Below are 16,494 nucleotides of genomic sequence, written 5' to 3'. Positions count from 1 at the left end.
CACGAATGGGGAGGGGGGTGGTCGGTCTGGTGCGAGTGGAAGGGGGTGTGCGGCCAGGGCGGGAGTGGTGCTGGTCAAGCCACTTTCGAGCGATCCGGCAACGCTGGGTCGACGGGTGGTTACGCGTGGTGATGGCGGGGTTCGTGTGAAGTGGCGGGCGGCTCAATTTATATGAATATCGGGTTAATTCAGGACTATTTGGTCTACACATCAGGGGTCCGTGGGGTGAGCGACGGGAGCAGGCATGCCAGACATCAGTCGAAGGGAATTGCTGGGCGCGGGACTTGGGGCGGTCGCGGCGGCGGGGCTCGCAGGGTGCGGCTCATCGGGGGATGACGGTTCGGGCCAGCTCGGCGAGCCGGTGCGCGGACCGGGCCCGGCGAAACCAGCGAAGCCCCAGGCCAGGCTGATCGGTGACGGTTCGACCGCGGACACCGGCAAGCAGCCGAACCAGCCCGGCAAGCCCGTTCGGCTCGAACCGGGCGAGACCCCGCCGCAGTTCGTGATCTTCTCCTGGGACGGGGCCGGCGAGGTCGGCAACGGGCTCTTCCCGCGCTTCCTCGAACTGGCCAGAAACCACGGCGCGGGCATGACGTTCTTCCTCTCCGGCCTGTATCTGCTCCCCGAGTCGAAGAAGAGCCTCTACAAGCCGCCGAACAACCCCGTCGGCGCCTCCGACATCGGATATCTCACCGACGAGCACCTCAAAGAGACGCTGAAGTACACCCGACAGGCCTGGTCTGAGGGGCACGAGATCGGCACGCACTTCAACGGCCACTTCTGCGGCGGCTCGGGATCGGTCGCCAACTGGACGGCAGCCCAGTGGCACAGCGAGATCGACCAGGCGGTCTCCTTCGTCACCGAATGGCGCACCAACACCGGCTGGACCGACGAGGAACCGCTGCCGTTCGACTACCACAGGGAACTCGTGGGCGGCCGTACGCCCTGTCTGCTCGGCCAGGAGAACCTGCTGCCCGCCGCGAAGGAACGGGGCTGGCGCTACGACGCCTCCTCTCCCGGCGGCCGTCAGAGGTGGCCGGAGAAGCGCCAGGGCGTATGGGACCTTCCGCTGCAGAGCATCCCGTTCCCCGGGCACTCCTTCGAGGTCCTGTCGATGGACTACAACATCCTCGCCAACCAGTCGAAGAACTCCACCAAGGGCATGACCTCGCACTATCCCGGCTGGCGGGCGCAGGCCACCGCCTCGTACCTGGCGGGCTTCAAGCGCGCGTACGAGACGAACCGCGCGCCCTTCTACGTCGGCAACCACTTCGAGGAGTGGAACGGCGGCATCTACATGGACGCCGTCGAGGAGGCGCTGAAGGCGATGGCCGACAAGAAGGACGTACGTCTGGTGTCGTTCCGCCAGTTCGTGGACTGGCTCGACGCGCAGGACCCGAAGGTGCTCGACCGGCTTCGTGAGCTCGAAGTGGGGCAGGCGCCTCCGGGCGGCTGGAACGCCTACTTCAAGGCGGCCTGACCTGGCAGCCCGTGTCTGAATTCCCTCCGGATCGGACACAGGCTCTGAGGCATGTCAAGACGGCATAAAGGGTGCGCAGTTGACGGCCGCTCGGCGGCGATCACTCGATCGGGCGCCGGATTCCGCATTTTGCCCGGATCCGGCCTGACCGCCGCATCCTGCGGCGATGTAAGCCGTCAAGTGCAACACGCCGGATTCGGCGGGGCGGTTCGCGCGGCGCCGAGAGGCGGGCGCGCGGACCCCGGGGTCTGCTCGGAACAGGGACGCGGGCCCCGGTCGGGTCGGCCGGCGCGAGGGTGCGCCGGCTCCGCGCGGCCGCGAACGCCGGCGGCCGCGGCACTCAGAGCGGAAAGCGGCCCCGGCGCAGCCCGGGGCGGAGGGAGCACACCATGCGCGAACTGCGAGCGGAAGCGGTTCTCGACCGGGCGGGCGCGGAGGACCGCAACGCTCTCCTGTGGCACGTGATGAGCACCGACGATCCCACCACCCTGTGCGGCCGCAGTCTCGCCCGGCAGGAGGCGGCGACCCCGCAGAAGCCGGACCTGTCCAACGCCGACCGCTACTGCGGGGTGTGCATGGCCGCCTGCTGAGGACCGGATGTCCGCGAACGGGGGCCAGCCGGTCAGGAGTTCACGAGAGAGCCCCAAGTGGGGTGTGGATCAAGGGAGTTGGGGCGCCGTTCGTTCAGGCCCGCGACGCGGAGGCGGGGTCCTCGCCGGGTGTCCGTACGAGAGGAGCCGTGGCGAGGGCCGCGAGGCAGAGCCAGAGCGAGGCGAGCAGCCAGCCGCCCAGCACGTCGCTCGCCCAGTGCACCCCCAGGTAGATCCGGGAGAGGCCCACGGCGGCCGCCCAGAGCAGCAGCAGGGCGGACGCGGGGCGGGCTGCCGAGGTGCGCGTCGCCAGCGCCCAGACGAGCAGTCCGGCAGTGAGCGCGCTCGTGGTGGAGTGGCCGGAGGGGAAGGAGTGGCCGGCTGCCGTGGTCGCCCAGTCGATCGCGGCCGGGCGCGGGCGGGCGACGGCCGACATCACGCCGTACCGCACGGCCTGGCCCAGGAGGAGCACGGCGAGCGCACCGGCCGCGGCGTACAGGCGCTGTTTGTTGTCGCGGCCCGCGATCAGGCCCGCGACGAAGGCGAGGACGTAGGGGAGTGCGCCGGTGCCGGTCGCCGTGATGGCGCGGGCGGTGGCCACGGCGACCGGCGGCCGGTGATCGAGCGGCCAGCGGTGCAGGGCCCGGTCGCCGGGCAGCGGTGCCCCGTGCCGCACGGCGACGAGCACCGTGAGCGCCACGAAGAGGAGAAGCAGCACGCAGGCCGCCGTACCCGCGCGCCGTGCCGGAGTCATCGAGTGCTCACCAGCGGCCGGAGCCGGGTGTCGCCGAGCCGCTCGACGAAGGGGGCGGCCCTGCGGGCGACAGGCGCGAGAACCAGGGCGACAGCCGTGCCGACCAGCAGGCCGATCACCACGTCATGCGGATAGTGCGCCCCGATCCAGACGCGCGAGGCACCCATCAGGAGCGCGGCCGGGACCGCGATCGCGCCGAGCACCCGGTCCGTGAGCAGGACCGCCACAGCCGCCGCGGCGGCGATCGCCGCGTGATTGCTGGGGAACGACCAGTCGCCGAGCGGCGGGCAGGCCTCGACGGTCAGCGTGTGCAGGGTCTGACAGGGGCGCTGCTCATGGACGGCCATCTTGAAGACGTCGTTGACGACGTACGCCGCGACCACGATGAACGGGGTGGCGAGTGCCAGGGAAACGCGGGCGGCGCCGAGCGGGCGGGTCCGCCACCAGGCGAGGACCATCAGCACGGCGAACAGAGCGAGCCCGTAGTCCGACCAGACGGAGATCAGCGTGTCCAGCGGCCCGGGGGCGCGATGCGCCAAGTCGGTGACCCAGGTGTAGAGCCCGTCGTCGAAGTGCATCAGCGCGATTCCTCGGTGGCCCCACGGGCGCGGCGGGCGCGCAGGATCTCCAGGGCGACGGGAGTGAGCGAGACGGCCGCGACCAGCGCGACGAGCGGCAGCAGATAGCGGTCGATGTTGGGCACGGACGAGCCCAGTGCGTAGCCGCCGAGGACCAGCGCGCAGGTCCACACGAGTCCGCCCGCGATCTGCCAGAGGGCGAAGACCCGGGCCGGTACGCCGAGAGCGCCCGCGAGCGGGTTGAGCACCGTGCGGACGATCGGCACGAAGCGGGCGAGGACGATCGCCTTCGCGTGCCCGTACTTGGCGAGCAGCTCCTCGGCGCGAGCCGCCCCCTCGTGCAGCTTGCGGGACTTGCTGCGGGTCAGCAGGGCGCGGCCGCCTCGGCGGCCGATCCAGTAGCCCGTCTGAGCGCCTACGAGCGCGCCCGCGACCGAGCAGATCAGGACCTCGGGCAGCGACAGCGATACGGGCCCGTTGCCGCCGGGCACGCACAGCAGGCCCGCGGTGAAGAGCAGGGAGTCGCCCGGCAGGAAGAAGCCGACGAGCAGACCCGTCTCGGCGAAGAGCACCACGGCGACGCCGAGCGCGCCGAACGCGGACAGCAGCGAGCCCGCGTCGAGGACGTTCACGGCCTGTGGGGCCGTGGCTGCGAACAGGGGTACGACTGTCATGTCAGTGGGCCCTCCCATAATGGTGGTCGGGCCGCTCGTCCTGCGGAGGCGCACGGCCCGGCTGACTACAGTGATGTAGACGGTCTACGGCACTGTAGACGAATGAAGCGGGAGGAATGTTCCATGACAGCCACGGGAGACGTCGGGCATGGGGACGCACGACGCCCCGCGGGTGAACTGGAAGCCGGTGTCCTCGCCGCACTCTGGGCCGCCGAGGCACCACTCACCCCCGGCGAGGTCCAGGCCGAGCTCGGCGGCACGCTGGCCCGCACCACCGTGACCACGATCCTGACCCGCCTGCACGACAAGGGCGCGGTCACCCGCCGGCGGTCCGGACGCGGCTACGCATACACCCCGACGGAGGACGCGCCGGGGCTGACCGCCCGCCGCATGCACACCGAGCTGGCGAAGGAGGAGGACCGCTCGACGGTCCTCGCCCGGTTCGTCTCCCAGCTCAGCGACGAGGACGAGCAACTGCTTCGCTCCCTCCTCGAAGAGTCCGGAGATGACGGGGAATCCGGAGATGACGGGCGATGATCTTCTCGGTGTGGATCCCGCTGCTCGTGCCGTTCCTCGCGGTGCCCGCAGCTCGCCGGCTCGCCGAGGCCCTGCCGCCCCGTCCGGCCGCCTGGCTGCTCGCCGCCGCGGCCACCGGCCTCGCCGCCTGCTCGACCGCCGCGCTGGGGCTGATCGCGCTCGCAGGCGCGCTCCGGCTGCCCTTCTTCGCCTCCCTCGAAAACCTGACGGCCCCGCTGGACGCGCTCCCCGCCTGGCTCGCCATACCGGCCGCGGCCGTCGCGGCCGGGCTCGTCGCCGTGTCGGGGCTCGCGCTCGTCCGCACCGCGCGGCGCCATCTCGCCGAACTGAGCGCCGCCCGCGGCCAGTTGGGGCCCACCGCCGGCGAGCTCGCCGTGCTGCGCGACCCCGGCCCCGACGCCTACGCGCTGCCCGGCCGCCCGGGACGGATCGTCGTCACGACCGGGATGCTGCGCGCCCTCGAACCCGCCGAGCGCGAAGCCCTGTTCGCCCACGAGCGGGCCCACCTCGTCGGCCGCCACCATCTGTTCCTGGCCGCCGCCGAGCTCGCCGCGCACTGCCACCCGTCGCTGCGTTCGCTGCGGGCACCGCTCGCCTTCGCCCTGGAGCGGTCCGCCGACGAGTACGCCGCAGGGGCCGTGGGCGACCGCAAACTCGCCGCGCGCGCGATCGGCCGCGCCGCTCTCGCGTCCCGGGCCGCCGCGCACGCCCCGGCCCGCCCCCGCGCGGTGCTCGCCGCGACGGCGGGCCCGGTGCCGCGCAGGGTCGCGGCCCTGCTCGACCGCCGCCCAGCGGCCCGACTGTCCCGCTCCCGCGGCGCCCGCCTGATAGCGGCCGTCCTGCTGGGCTGCCTGTGCGTCTCGGCGGCCTCGGCGATCGAGGCGGCCGCGGATCTGCACGGCGGGATCGAGACAGCCCAGGGCGAGACCGGCCGCTAACGGTGCGTCTACCGTGCCTGCCGCCCCCGTGACCCGTACGGCCCAGTAACGCTGCTGGTCGGTGGCCCCTGCCCCGGAGAGTGGATCCCGAGCCCATCGCCCCACGCTCCGGGAGAAGCCATGACCTGCCTCAACCGACGCGACCTCGGACTGCTCGTGCTGCGGGCCGGCACCGGCGCCGTACTGATGGCGCACGGCGCCCAGAAGCTCTTCGGCTGCTTCGGCGGCGCCGGGCTCGAAGGCACCGCCGCCGCCATGGAGCACATGGGGTTCCGGCCCGGCAGGCAGAGCGCGATCGCCGCCGGGCTCGGCGAGATGGGCGGCGGCGCCCTGCTGACCATCGGCCTCGCCACCCCGGCCGCCGGAGCCGCGGCGGCCGGAGCCATGGCGGGCGCGGTCTCCGTGCACGCCCCGGCCGGCTTCTTCGCCCAGGGCGGCGGCTTCGAATACCCGGCCTTCCTCGGCTTCACGGCCGCCGCGATCGGCCTCGCGGGTGCCGGCCGCTACTCCCTCGACCACGCCACGGACCATGTGCTCGACCAGCCCTGGACCGTCGCACTCGCCTTCCTCGGCAGCGCCGTGGCGGCCGCGGCCGTGGTCGGACGCAGGGCCAAGCAGCAGGCCGAGGCCGAGGTCGAGACGTTCGACTGAGGCGCCCGGGCCGCCGAGCCCGACGCAGGCGCCGCCGAGCCGCCCCGTCCAACCGCCGGGCTGCTTCCCCGCCACGTGATCCGGAGTCGTACCCTGTCAGACGTTGGCGCGTACCCCGTCCGGGGCCGCGACCCTCTGTCCGGCAGGAGTGTGACGCAGTGCTGCGCACCATGTTCAAGTCCAAGATCCACCGTGCCACCGTGACCCAGGCCGACCTCCACTACGTGGGCTCGGTCACCGTGGATGCCGAGCTCATGGAGGCGGCCGACCTGCTCCCCGGTGAGCTGGTCCACATCGTCGACATCGACAACGGCAACCGCCTGGAGACGTACGTCATCGAGGGCGAGCGGGGCTCCGGAGTCATCGGCATCAACGGTGCCGCCGCTCACCTCGTGCACCCCGGCGACCTGGTGATCCTCATCAGCTACGCCCAGGTCGACGACGCCGAGGCGCGCGCTCTGAAGCCCAGCGTGGTGCATGTGGACGCGGCCAACCGCATCGTCGAGCTCGGCACCGACGCCTCGGCGCCGGTCCCCGGCAGTGACCAGCGGCGCAGCCCGCACGCCCGAGTCCCCGCCCAGAGCTGAACCGGCCACCACCGCAGAGGACCCCGCACCATGGCAGAGATCCGAGACGACCGCTCCCGGGGGCTGCTCGCGGCCTTCGAGGGCGATGAAGTGGCCGGCCGTATCGCCTACTTCACCCTCGACGGCGAGTCGGCCGCGCTCGTGGCGGTGCACACCGTCGTGGAGCCCGCGTACGAGGGCAAGGGCATCGCGGGCGCCCTGGTGCGGGAGTTCTACGCCATGGCCGCGCGCGAGGGCGTTCCTGTCGTGCCGCTCTGCCCGTACGCCGCGAAGTGGGCCGAACGTCACCCGGACGAGGCGCCCGCCGCACCGGCCGGCCTCGTCGAAGCCGCCCAGGCCCAGCTCGCCGCCGACCCGGAACTGTGGTGACCGTGCTCGCACTCCTGCACACCTCGCCCGTCCACGTCCCGGTCTTCGAGGCGCTGCGTGACGAGGACGCGCCGGACCTCGAACTGCGCCACCTCGTGCACGAGCAACTCCTCGGCCGGGCAGGGGAGTTGGGCCTGGAAGCCGTGGTCGGGGAGGTCCGGGCCGCCCTCGCCGAAGCGGTGGCCCAGGGCGCGGACGCGGTCCTGTGCACCTGCTCCACGATCGGCGGCATCGCCGAGGCGGCATCGGCCTCGCTCGGCGTCCCGGTGCTGAGGGTCGACCGGCCGATGGCCGCGGACGCCGTGGCGCGGGGCCACCGGATCGCCGTCGTGGCGACGGTCGCGTCCACCCTGGAGCCGACCGCCGAGCTGATCCGCGAAGAGGCCGGCGACCGGCCTCTCACCCTGCGCAAGATCCTCGCCGAGGACGCCTGGCAGCACTTCCGATCGGGCGACGCGGACGCGTACTTCGCGGAGATCGCGGCGACCGTGGACGCGCTGACGGACGTGGACGTCGTCGTTCTGGCGCAGGCCTCGATGGCTCCCGCCGCCGCGCGGACAACGATCGACGTCCCCGTGCTGTCCAGCCCCCGGCCCGGACTGCGCGCGGCCGCAGCCGTGGTGGTGGCCCGAGAGCCTGTGTCTGATCCGCGCCCGGGCCTGCGGCCGGAGTCCGGACACAGGCGCTGACCCGGACGGGTTGAACCGGCGGGCGCCGGGAAGGCGCGCAGGTGAAGCTGAACTCAGACCCTGAGGAGGCCGACCATGACCGTCCCGCACCCCGAGCCCGCCCCGCCGTGGCCCTCGCCGCTGCCCGACCCCGAACCGGGCCCGCTGCCGGGCCCCGGCCCCGGCCCGGAGCCCACGCCGCCGGAGCCAGGACCCGACCCCAAGCCGCCCCAGCCGGGCCCGGACCCCGATCTGCCGGATCCCGTACCGCAGCCGCCGGGCCCCGACCCCGTTCCGGGTCCGCCGGAGCCCGAGCCGGCCGGCTGACGGCGCCCGGCCCGGCGGAACCGTTGGTCAGCCGGTGCTCACCTCGGACCGGTCGCCGCCCCACAGCGTGTGGAACGAGCCCTCCCGATCGGTGCGGCGGTAGGTGTGGGCGCCGAAGAAGTCGCGCTGGCCCTGGGTGAGCGCCGCCGGGAGCCGCTCGGCGCGCAGCGCGTCGTAGTACGCGAGCGCCGCCGAGAAGCCGGGTACCGGCACGCCCCGCATGGCTGCCGCCACGATCACCGCGCGCCAGTCGTCCTGCGCGGCCCCGATCTCGTCGCCGAACCGCTTGTCCGAGAGCAGGCTCGGCAGGTCGGGCTGAGTGTCGTAGGCGCCCCGGATCCGGTCGAGGAACGCGGCCCGGATGATGCAGCCCGCCCGCCAGATCGCCGCGACCGCACCCGGGTCGACGCCCCAGTCGTAGTTCTCGCTGCCCGCCTGGATCTGGTGGAAGCCCTGCGTGTACGACACGATCTTCGACGCGTACAGCGCCTGCTCCACCTGCGCGGCGAACGCGGCCGCCTCGGCCTCGCCCAGCGGCGCCACGGCCGGCCCCGCCAGGGAGCGGGCCGCCTCGCGCAGTTCGGCGTGGCCCGACAGGGAGCGGGCGAACACGGCCTCGGCGATGCCCGACACGGGGACCCCGAGGTCGAGCGCGATCTGCACCGTCCAGCGGCCGGTGCCCTTCTGCTCCGCCTGGTCCTGGACGACGTCGACGAACGGCTTCCCGGTCGACGCGTCGACATGGGCCAGTACCTCGGCCGTGATCTCGATCAGGTAGGAGTCGAGACGGCCGGTGTTCCAGCCCCGGAACGTCTCGGCGATCTTCGAGGGTGAGTAGCCCGCGACCGTACGCAGCAAGTGGTAGGCCTCCGCGATGAGCTGCATGTCGGCGTACTCGATGCCGTTGTGCACCATCTTCACGAAGTGGCCCGCGCCGTCCGGGCCCACGTGCGTGACACACGGGGTGCCGTCCGGGGCCTTCGCCGCGATCCGCTCCAGGAGCGGTCCGAGCGCGTCGTACGACTCGGCCGAGCCGCCCGGCATGATGCTCGGCCCGTGCAGCGCGCCCTCCTCGCCGCCCGAGATGCCGACGCCCACGAAGTGGATGCCGCGCTCGCGCAGTTCGCGCTCGCGCCTGCGGGTGTCCTCGAAGTGGGCGTTGCCGCCGTCGATGATGACGTCGCCTTCTTCCAGGAGCGGCGCGAACTCCTTGATCACCGCGTCCGTCGGCTCGCCCGCCTTGACCATGATGACGAGCCGGCGCGGCCGTTCCAGGGCGGCGACGAACTCCTCGGGCGACTCGGCCGCGACGAAGCTGCCCTCGGAGCCGAACTCCTCGACCAGCGCACGGGTCTTGGCGGCCGTCCGGTTGTGCACGGCGACCGTGAACCCGTTGCGCGCGAAGTTACGGGCGAGGTTGCGGCCCATGACCGCGAGTCCGGTGACGCCGATCTGGGCTGTTCCACTCATGCGTGTGCTCCTGGATCCTCGGGGTTCGCGACGCCACGAGCGACCGTCACGGCGCGCGGTTGCCGCCCACCCTACGGAACATGCCACGTCATCCGGCACGGTCGGGATTCCCGACACGAGGGCCCGAAAGTCCCGGCCTCGCTGAGGCCCGCCCTCCGCTTGTCCGACCCCTTGTCATGAGCAGTTCGCAGCCCCTATTTTGGCGGCTCTTGATGCCTTCGAGGGGGACTCATGGCCTTACGCGGCCGGCACCGCCGGTATCAGCCGAGCCGGATCAATCGGGCGTCCCTGACGGTTACGGCCGGCGGGGCGGGCATCGCCCTCCCGCTGATCGGCGCGGGCACCGCGGACGCCGCGTCCGTGGACGTCTGGAACAAGGTGGCGGCCTGCGAATCGACCAACAACTGGCACATCAACACGGGCAACGGCTATTACGGCGGGCTCCAGTTCAGCCAGTCCACCTGGGAGGCGTACGGCGGCCGCCGGTACGCGGCGCGCGCGGACCTGGCCGGCCGGGACCAACAGATCGCCATCGCCGAGAAGGTGCTCAAGGGGCAGGGCCCCGGCGCCTGGCCGGTCTGCTCGGGGGAGGCGGGTCTCACCCGGGGCGGCGTGGCTCCGCAGCTGGCCACGACGACCCAGCGGCGGACCGAGATCAAGCCGAAGGCGGCCCCTGCCGCGCCGAAGTCCCCGGCGCCCACCACGAAGAAGGCCGACCCGCCGAGCCCCACCAAGGTGCCCGGCAAGCGGGAGTCGTACACCGTCGTGCACGGCGACTCGCTGTCCACGATCGCCGAGCACGAGCGCGTCCAGGGCGGCTGGCCCAAGCTGTACGCGGAGAACCGCACGGTCGTCGGCGCCAACCCCGATCTCATCCGGCCCGGGCAGCATCTGACCCTGCCCGGCGCCGCCCCGGCGAAGCCGACGACCCCGCCGAAGGCCACTCCGAAGCCGCCCGCCGCCAAGCCGCCCGCGGCGAAGGTGGCCACCAAGTCGGTCGGGTTCACCGCCCCCGTCGACGCGCACCCCAGCACCCCGTACCACAAGGCAGGTTCGTCCTGGGCGAGCGGATACCACACCGGCGTCGACTTCCCCGTGGCCACCGGCACCTCGGTGAAAGCGGTCACCGCGGGCACCGTCGTCGAGGCCGGCTGGGGCGGCTCGTACGGATACCAGGTGGTGATCCACCACCCCGACGGCCGCTACAGCCAGTACGCCCACCTCTCGGCGGTCAATGTGAAGGCGGGCCAGCAGGTCAACACCAGCCAGCGGATAGGCCGTTCGGGCTCGACCGGAAACGCCACCGGGCCGCATCTGCACTTCGAGATACGCACCGGACCGGCCTACGGATCCGACGTCGACCCGCTGGCCTACCTGAGAGCGGGGGGCGTCGCCGTCTGATCCGGGCTGTCCCCCTGGCGTCCACCGGGCGCCGGGGGTATGCCCGAGGGCAGAACCGCCTTGTGGTGGTGGGCGGCGCTCAGCCGTTCCGTGGTGAGCAGGATCAGCCCGCCCGCCGCCACGACACCGAAGCCCAGTGCGATCGCGGTGCCCGCCGTCCCGTACCGGAAGGACTCGCCGAACAGGGTCAGGCCGATGGTCGCGGCGACCACCGGGTTGACGACGGTGACCGTGGCCAGCGGTACCGCGAGACCCGCGCCTCTGTAGGAAGCCTGCGAGAGCAGCAGCCCCGAGATCGCGAACCCGGCTGTCGCGAACAGGACGGGCAGCTCGGTCAGGGGCAGGCCCGACTGCCAGTCCTCGGCGACGGACTTGGTGAACACCGAGGCGAGCCCGAACGCGCCGCCCGCCGCGGTGGCGAGCAGCACGCCGCGGGTGACCGACCGGTGCAGGGCCCTGGACGCCACGAACAGCGCCGCCACCCCGCCGAACCCGGCCGCCGCGAGCATCAGGCGCGGCCCCATGGTGAGGGTGTCCGCGTCCGCCCCGTTGGTCAGCGCGAGCAGCCCGGCCAGGCCCGCGGTGGCCATGACCGCCCCGCGCCAGGCGGTCGCCCCGGCCCGGCGTCTGATGAACACGGCCGACATCGGCAGCGCGAACACGATGGTGAGCGCGCCCATCGGCTGCACCAGCGTGAGCGGGCCGTAGGCCAGGGCCGCGACGTGCAGCGCCGCGCCAAGACCGTTGAGGGTGACCGAGCCCCACCAGGCCGGGCGGCGCACGGGGGCGTACGCGTTGCTCGGGCCGGACGCGGCTACGCGCTCCTGCACGATCGCCGCCGCCGCGTACGCGACGGCGGAGACCAGGGACAGCAGCACGGCCAGGACAAGGGCGCTCATGGCTCCACGATGTCTCGTTGCGGACCCCGTGTCGTCGTCCCTGAGCACCGATTGCTTCGTACTCCAGAAGGAGTAGGGACGTACGACCAAAGTCGTCCCAGATATCGGACTTTCAGTAAAACCGCAGCTCAAAATGGCCGTCAAGGGGATCGGAAGATCACCTTCCGCAGCTGGTCCGACCCTTGGTACCGATCGGCGAACCCGCCCTGCCCGCGGGGTGGAAACCGGCCACCGGCGAGTACGTGCCACAGTGGCACGCACTGACACCTACTGAGCAGTACTGCCCGCCCCGAACTGGCGGGCAAGAAGTGCGCGACCGAGAGAGGCGAGGCGAGCGGGTTGAATCCGGAGGAACTGGCGGAGGTCTCATCGGTCGGGGGTTTCTTCGCCCTCCGGCTCGGGAACGGCGCCCACCCCTATGTCCCGCTCGCCTCGCTGTACGCGGGGGAGACGTCGTACGCGGGGCAGGCGGCGCCCCTGGCGGCCCGCATCGACACGGTCGCCGCCCGGCTGCGCGCCCCCGAGCGCCGGGTCGCCGCCTCCATCGCACACCTGGGCCTCGCCGCCCGGCTCTGGTCGATCGCGCTCGGCCCCGCCGCGCTCCACGGCGTCCTGCCGGACCTCGCCCCGGACCGGCTGTACTGGGACGGCGGACGCACCTCGCCGGACGATCTGCTCCTCGCGCCCGGCGGAAAGTCCCGGGAGGCGACCGCCGAGCGCGTGGCGGAGTCGGTCCTGGACGGCCACCTCGCCCCGCTCGCCGAGGCGGTCCGCCGCGACACCCCGGTGTCGTACGGGCTGCTGCGCGGCAACGCCGGTTCCGCTCTCGCCGGTGCGGTGCGCGAACTCCACGGCTGGGCAAGGAAGTCGGGCCGTCCCGAGGTGGGGGACCGGGCCCTGGCCCTGGGCGCCGAACTGTTCACCCACCCCGACCTCGCCGGCACCGGCACCCTGCTGCCCGGCCCCGCGTTCCGCAGGCGCAGCTGCTGCCTCTACTACCGCTGCCCCGGGGGTGGCTTGTGCGGCGACTGCGTCTTCGATCGGGCGCCGGAGCGGGGTCCCGCGCTCGACGTACGGGAGTGACCTGCCGGCCGTATGTCAGGATTCCTTGACAACCTCCGACTGTCAGGGCAACCTGACAGTCATGGGAGCTGAGGACACACCGGCCTCGCTGGCCGGACAGGTCACCAACAAGGACCCCGCCGTCGGGCTCGCCGCGGTCGTCGCGCTGCGCCGCCTCCTGGAGGAGCTGGAGCGCGTTCACGTCGACAACGCCCGCGACCAGGGCTGGTCCTGGCAGTCCATCGCCACCTCGCTGAACGTCAGCAGGCAGTCGGTGCACGAAAAGCATGCGAGCAGGCGCAAAGCCACGGGCAAGGAGGACTGAAGGTGTTCGAGTTTTTCACCGAGCGTGCCAGGCGGGCGATCGTGGCATCGCAGGACGAGGCGCTCGCGCTGGGCCACGACTTCATCGGCACGGAGCACATCCTGCTGGGCCTCGCCGGAACCGACGACAGCACCGCCTGGGACGCGCTGACCGCGCGGGGCGTCGAGGTGGACCGGGTCCGCGCGGAGACCGTACGGATCCTCGACGCGGCAGGGGTGGCGAGCACCGGCGGGCAGCCCGCGAAGGACGCGCTCGCCTCGATCGGCATCGACGTCGAGGAGATCAAGCGCCAGGCCGACAACACCTTCGGGCCCGGCACCTTCCAGTACCCCCGGCCCGCGTACACGCCGCGCGCCAAGAAGGTCCTGGAGGCCACCCTCCGCGAGGCGAAGGCCCTCGGTCACGACCGGTTCGGCACGGAGCACATGCTGCTGGGCCTGCTCGCAGCCGGCGACGGTGGCCGGGGGATGGAGGTCCTCGCGGCCCTCGGCACCGACCCGGCCGGGCTGCGGGCGGAGGTCCTGACCCGGGTGGCTCCGGACCACGCCTAGAACGCAGGCACAGCAAGGGAGTTGGGGGCTCGGCAGGAAAATCCCGCCGGGCCCCCGCCCGTGTTCCGACCCGCGCCCGAACTCTTGACGCGTACACGCATGAGGCCGAAGAATGATCGCGCCGTGACAACGTTGTCTAGCGCTTCGTGCCGTCCATGGTGTCCAAGGAGGCGTTCCACCCATGCGTCCGAACCGGAGAACGCGCGGGGCGGGCATCGCGCTCGCCGCTCTCGCGCTGCTTGCCGGGGTGCTCGCCGCGCCCGCCGCCCAGGCCTCGCCACCTTCCGGTGGTGGTCAACTGACCGATCTGGTCAACCCGTTCATCGGCACGGAGAACGAGGGCAACACCTATCCGGGCGCCGCCGTGCCGTTCGGCATGGTCCAGCTCTCCCCGGACACCGGCCACAACACCGGCTACGACCACGCCCAGGACCACATCCGGGGCTTCTCCGCCGTGCATCTGTCGGGCGTGGGCTGCGGACTCGGCGGCGACCTGCCCACGCTGCCCACGACGGGCGACATCACCGAGACCGACTACGCCCGCTACGCCGCGAAGTTCAGCCACGCCACCGAGAAGGCGAGCCCCGGCTACTACAAGGTCGGCCTCGACTCCGGGATCACCGCGGAACTCACCGCCACCACGCGCACCGGCGTCCAGCGCTACACCTTCCCCGCCACCGACAAGGCCAACGTGCTGCTCAACGCGGGCCAGTCGCTGCACAGCACCATCTCCACCACCGTCGAGATCCTGGACGCGCGCACCGTCCGCACCGCCATCACCGGCAGCGGCTTCTGCCAGGACACCAAGCCGTACACCCTCTACACGGTCACGCGCTTCGACCGCCCGTTCACCGCGTCCGGCACCTGGAAGGACGGCAAGGTCAGCGCGGGTACGACGCGGTCCAGCGGCAGCGCGGGCAACGGGGCCTGGCTGCGCTTCGACACCACCGAGGACCGCACCGTCGAGGCGACCACCGCCCTCAGCTACGTGGACGCGGCGGGCGCGGCCGGAAACCTCCGCGCCGAGGGCGGCCAGAGCTTCGACCGGGCCGCCCGCGCGGCCCGGGGCGCCTGGGAGCGCAGGCTCGCAACCGTACGGGCCCAGGGCGGCGCCGACACCCTGCGCCGCACCTTCTACTCCTCGCTCTACCGCTCGTTCCTCGCGCCCAACATCGCCAGCGACACCGATGGCCGCTACACGGGCTGGGACCAGAAGATCCACCGCGCCAAGGGCTTCGACTACTACCAGAACTGGTCCCTCTGGGACACCTACCGCACCCAGACCCAACTGCTCTCGCTGCTCGCCCCGCGCGAGGCCCGCGACATGGCGATCTCCGTGCTGAAGATCGACGAGGAGAGCGGCTGGCTGCCCAAGTGGGGTTACGGCACCGTCGAGACCAACATCATGACGGGCGACCCGGTCACCCCGTTCCTCACCAACGCCTACGCGCAGGGACTCCTGAAGGGGTACGAGGAGCAGGCCTACCGCGCGCTCAAGAAGAACGCCGACGGGGTGCCGCCCGCCGACTCGCCGGCCGTCGGACGCGAGGCCAACTCCCCGTACATCAGGGACGGTTACGCCCCCTACATCAAGGGCCGCCCGCACAAGAAGCCCGGCGACTCCGACTTCGACCACGGCGGGTCCGCGACCCTGGAGTACGCGCTCGCCGACGCCATGCTCGGCAGGATGGCCCGCGAGCTCGGGCACCCCGAGGACGCCGCCCGCTACACCGCCCGCGCCCAGAACTACCGGAAGATCTTCGACCCCTCGACCGGGTTCTTCCGCGCCCGCGACGCGCGGGGCGCCTTCACCGGACCCGCCGACCCGGCCAAGAGCGAGGGCTTCCACGAGGGCACGTCCTGGCAGTACCAGTGGCTGGTCCCGCAGGACCTGCCCGGCATGGTCTCCCTCATCGGTGGCCAGGACGCGGCCAACCAGCGCCTCGACTCCTTCTTCGCGTACGACAAGCTCCTCGCGGACCCCGCCAGGACAGCCCGCCAGGTGTGGGTGAACGGGCCGTACTCGTACTACAACGCCGACAAGTACAACCCGCAGAACGAGCCCGACCTCATCGCTCCGTACACCTATCTCTCCACCGGGCAGCCGTGGAAGACGACCGACGTGGTGCACGCGGCGCTGACGCTGTTCACCGACGCGCCGACGGGGATGACCGGCAACGACGATCTCGGGACGATGTCCGCGTGGATGGTGCTGTCCTCGATCGGGATCTTCCCGGTCCAGCCGGGCACGGACACCTGGGGTCTTTCCACGCCCGTCTTCGACCGGGTCGACCTCTCGCTCGACCGCCGGTACTACCCGAGCGGCGGGTTCACCGTGACCGCCCCGGGCACGTCCGACGCTGCCCGCTACATCCAGGGCGCTCGGCTGGACGGGCGGGTCCAGAGCCGTACGTACCTCACCGGGGCGGACCTGAGGGCGGGCCGGAGCCTGGCCCTCGCGGTCGGTTCCGCCCCTTCCGCGTGGGGCACGTCGCCTTCGGCGGCGCCGCCCGTGGTCCGTTAGAGCCTGTGTCTAAACCCCGCCCGGGCCCGTGGCGTCTGGCACGCACTCCCCCAAGGCCTTAAGGGCCAGGGGGGACCCCCATGCCGCGTTGCCGAAACGCCCTAGTAGC

Annotated in this window: 19 protein-coding genes; 14 read left to right on the top strand and 5 right to left on the bottom strand. The window is 72.3% G+C overall.

Annotated features, from left to right (window positions below; translation table 11 throughout):
• The first annotated feature begins 244 nt into the window (after positions 1–244).
• Together ACWC2B_RS06195 and ACWC2B_RS06190 are read left to right on the top strand one after the other, a co-directional pair.
• Positions 245–1,480 (top strand): hypothetical protein, encoded by a 1,236-nt coding sequence (locus ACWC2B_RS06195; protein ID WP_450715256.1) that lies wholly within the window; start codon positions 245–247, stop codon positions 1,478–1,480.
• Positions 1,481–1,869: 389 nt separating this feature from the next.
• Positions 1,870–2,070 (top strand): hypothetical protein, encoded by a 201-nt coding sequence (locus ACWC2B_RS06190; protein ID WP_450715255.1) that lies wholly within the window; start codon positions 1,870–1,872, stop codon positions 2,068–2,070.
• 94 nt (positions 2,071–2,164) lie between these two features.
• Here ACWC2B_RS06190 and ACWC2B_RS06185 read toward each other — a convergent pair whose 3' ends face one another.
• From ACWC2B_RS06185 to ACWC2B_RS06175, 3 genes are read right to left on the bottom strand one after another with little or no spacing between them, the layout of a single operon-like run.
• Positions 2,165–2,824, bottom strand: coding sequence for a phosphatase PAP2 family protein (locus ACWC2B_RS06185; RefSeq protein WP_450715254.1), 660 nt, complete (start codon positions 2,822–2,824; stop codon positions 2,165–2,167).
• Complete coding sequence (locus ACWC2B_RS06180) at positions 2,821–3,402, bottom strand: phosphatase PAP2 family protein (protein WP_450715253.1); 582 nt, start codon at positions 3,400–3,402, stop codon at positions 2,821–2,823. The genes ACWC2B_RS06185 and ACWC2B_RS06180 overlap by 4 nt, the downstream gene beginning before the upstream one ends.
• The gene (locus ACWC2B_RS06175) at positions 3,402–4,076 is read right to left on the bottom strand and encodes a DedA family protein (RefSeq protein WP_450715252.1); all 675 of its coding nucleotides are present in this window, start codon (positions 4,074–4,076) and stop codon (positions 3,402–3,404) included. Before ACWC2B_RS06175 ends, ACWC2B_RS06180 begins: the two co-directional genes overlap by 1 nt.
• A 123-nt stretch (positions 4,077–4,199) precedes the next feature.
• On the opposite strand from ACWC2B_RS06175, the gene ACWC2B_RS06170 reads away from it, so the two are divergent.
• The 7 genes from ACWC2B_RS06170 (at position 4,200) to ACWC2B_RS06140 (ending at position 8,153) form a co-directional block, all read left to right on the top strand.
• Positions 4,200–4,613, top strand: coding sequence for a BlaI/MecI/CopY family transcriptional regulator (locus ACWC2B_RS06170; RefSeq protein WP_450715251.1), 414 nt, complete (start codon positions 4,200–4,202; stop codon positions 4,611–4,613).
• The gene (locus tag ACWC2B_RS06165) at positions 4,610–5,551 is read left to right on the top strand and encodes a M56 family metallopeptidase (RefSeq protein WP_450715250.1); all 942 of its coding nucleotides are present in this window, start codon (positions 4,610–4,612) and stop codon (positions 5,549–5,551) included. Before ACWC2B_RS06170 ends, ACWC2B_RS06165 begins: the two co-directional genes overlap by 4 nt.
• Positions 5,552–5,671: 120 nt before the next feature.
• The gene (locus ACWC2B_RS06160; protein WP_450715249.1) at positions 5,672–6,202 is read left to right on the top strand and encodes a DoxX family protein; all 531 of its coding nucleotides are present in this window, start codon (positions 5,672–5,674) and stop codon (positions 6,200–6,202) included.
• Positions 6,203–6,360: 158 nt separating this feature from the next.
• Positions 6,361–6,789 carry an aspartate 1-decarboxylase gene (gene panD / locus ACWC2B_RS06155; protein WP_450715248.1) on the top strand — a complete coding sequence of 143 codons (429 nt, stop codon included), beginning with the start codon at positions 6,361–6,363 and terminating at the stop codon, positions 6,787–6,789.
• A gap of 30 nt (positions 6,790–6,819) precedes the next feature.
• Positions 6,820–7,158, top strand: coding sequence for a GNAT family N-acetyltransferase (locus ACWC2B_RS06150; RefSeq protein WP_450715247.1), 339 nt, complete (start codon positions 6,820–6,822; stop codon positions 7,156–7,158).
• Positions 7,159–7,160: 2 nt separating this feature from the next.
• Complete coding sequence (locus ACWC2B_RS06145; RefSeq protein WP_450715563.1) at positions 7,161–7,847, top strand: aspartate/glutamate racemase family protein; 687 nt, start codon at positions 7,161–7,163, stop codon at positions 7,845–7,847.
• A gap of 75 nt (positions 7,848–7,922) precedes the next feature.
• Positions 7,923–8,153 carry a hypothetical protein gene (locus tag ACWC2B_RS06140; RefSeq protein ID WP_450715246.1) on the top strand — a complete coding sequence of 77 codons (231 nt, stop codon included), beginning with the start codon at positions 7,923–7,925 and terminating at the stop codon, positions 8,151–8,153.
• A 27-nt stretch (positions 8,154–8,180) separates the two neighbouring features.
• Here ACWC2B_RS06140 and gndA read toward each other — a convergent pair whose 3' ends face one another.
• Positions 8,181–9,623 carry an NADP-dependent phosphogluconate dehydrogenase gene (gndA, locus tag ACWC2B_RS06135; protein WP_450715245.1) on the bottom strand — a complete coding sequence of 481 codons (1,443 nt, stop codon included), beginning with the start codon at positions 9,621–9,623 and terminating at the stop codon, positions 8,181–8,183.
• A gap of 231 nt (positions 9,624–9,854) precedes the next feature.
• Between gndA and ACWC2B_RS06130 the strand changes: the two genes are divergently transcribed.
• Positions 9,855–11,024: a transglycosylase family protein gene (locus ACWC2B_RS06130; RefSeq protein WP_450715244.1), complete on the top strand. Its 1,170-nt coding sequence runs from the start codon at positions 9,855–9,857 to the stop codon at positions 11,022–11,024.
• Here the strand turns inward: ACWC2B_RS06130 and ACWC2B_RS06125 are convergent.
• Positions 10,994–11,923, bottom strand: a complete 930-nt coding sequence (locus tag ACWC2B_RS06125) for a DMT family transporter (protein WP_450715243.1) — start codon at positions 11,921–11,923, stop codon at positions 10,994–10,996. The two genes, ACWC2B_RS06130 and ACWC2B_RS06125, sit on opposite strands and share 31 nt — an antisense overlap.
• A 339-nt stretch (positions 11,924–12,262) precedes the next feature.
• On the opposite strand from ACWC2B_RS06125, the gene ACWC2B_RS06120 reads away from it, so the two are divergent.
• The 4 genes from ACWC2B_RS06120 (at position 12,263) to ACWC2B_RS06105 (ending at position 16,385) form a co-directional block, all read left to right on the top strand.
• Positions 12,263–13,006: a (2Fe-2S)-binding protein gene (locus ACWC2B_RS06120; RefSeq protein WP_450715242.1), complete on the top strand. Its 744-nt coding sequence runs from the start codon at positions 12,263–12,265 to the stop codon at positions 13,004–13,006.
• Between the two features lie 61 nt (positions 13,007–13,067).
• Complete coding sequence (locus ACWC2B_RS06115) at positions 13,068–13,310, top strand: hypothetical protein (protein WP_053730920.1); 243 nt, start codon at positions 13,068–13,070, stop codon at positions 13,308–13,310.
• A gap of 2 nt (positions 13,311–13,312) precedes the next feature.
• Complete coding sequence (locus ACWC2B_RS06110) at positions 13,313–13,861, top strand: Clp protease N-terminal domain-containing protein (protein ID WP_450715241.1); 549 nt, start codon at positions 13,313–13,315, stop codon at positions 13,859–13,861.
• Positions 13,862–14,042: 181 nt separating this feature from the next.
• The gene (locus tag ACWC2B_RS06105) at positions 14,043–16,385 is read left to right on the top strand and encodes a GH92 family glycosyl hydrolase (protein WP_450715240.1); all 2,343 of its coding nucleotides are present in this window, start codon (positions 14,043–14,045) and stop codon (positions 16,383–16,385) included.
• Positions 16,386–16,494 lie beyond the last annotated feature (109 nt).

This window comes from Streptomyces sp. NPDC001415 (assembly GCF_053597395.1).
The sequence above is the reverse complement of the archived record's forward strand: the minus strand, read 5'-3'. Positions and strand labels throughout refer to the sequence as shown.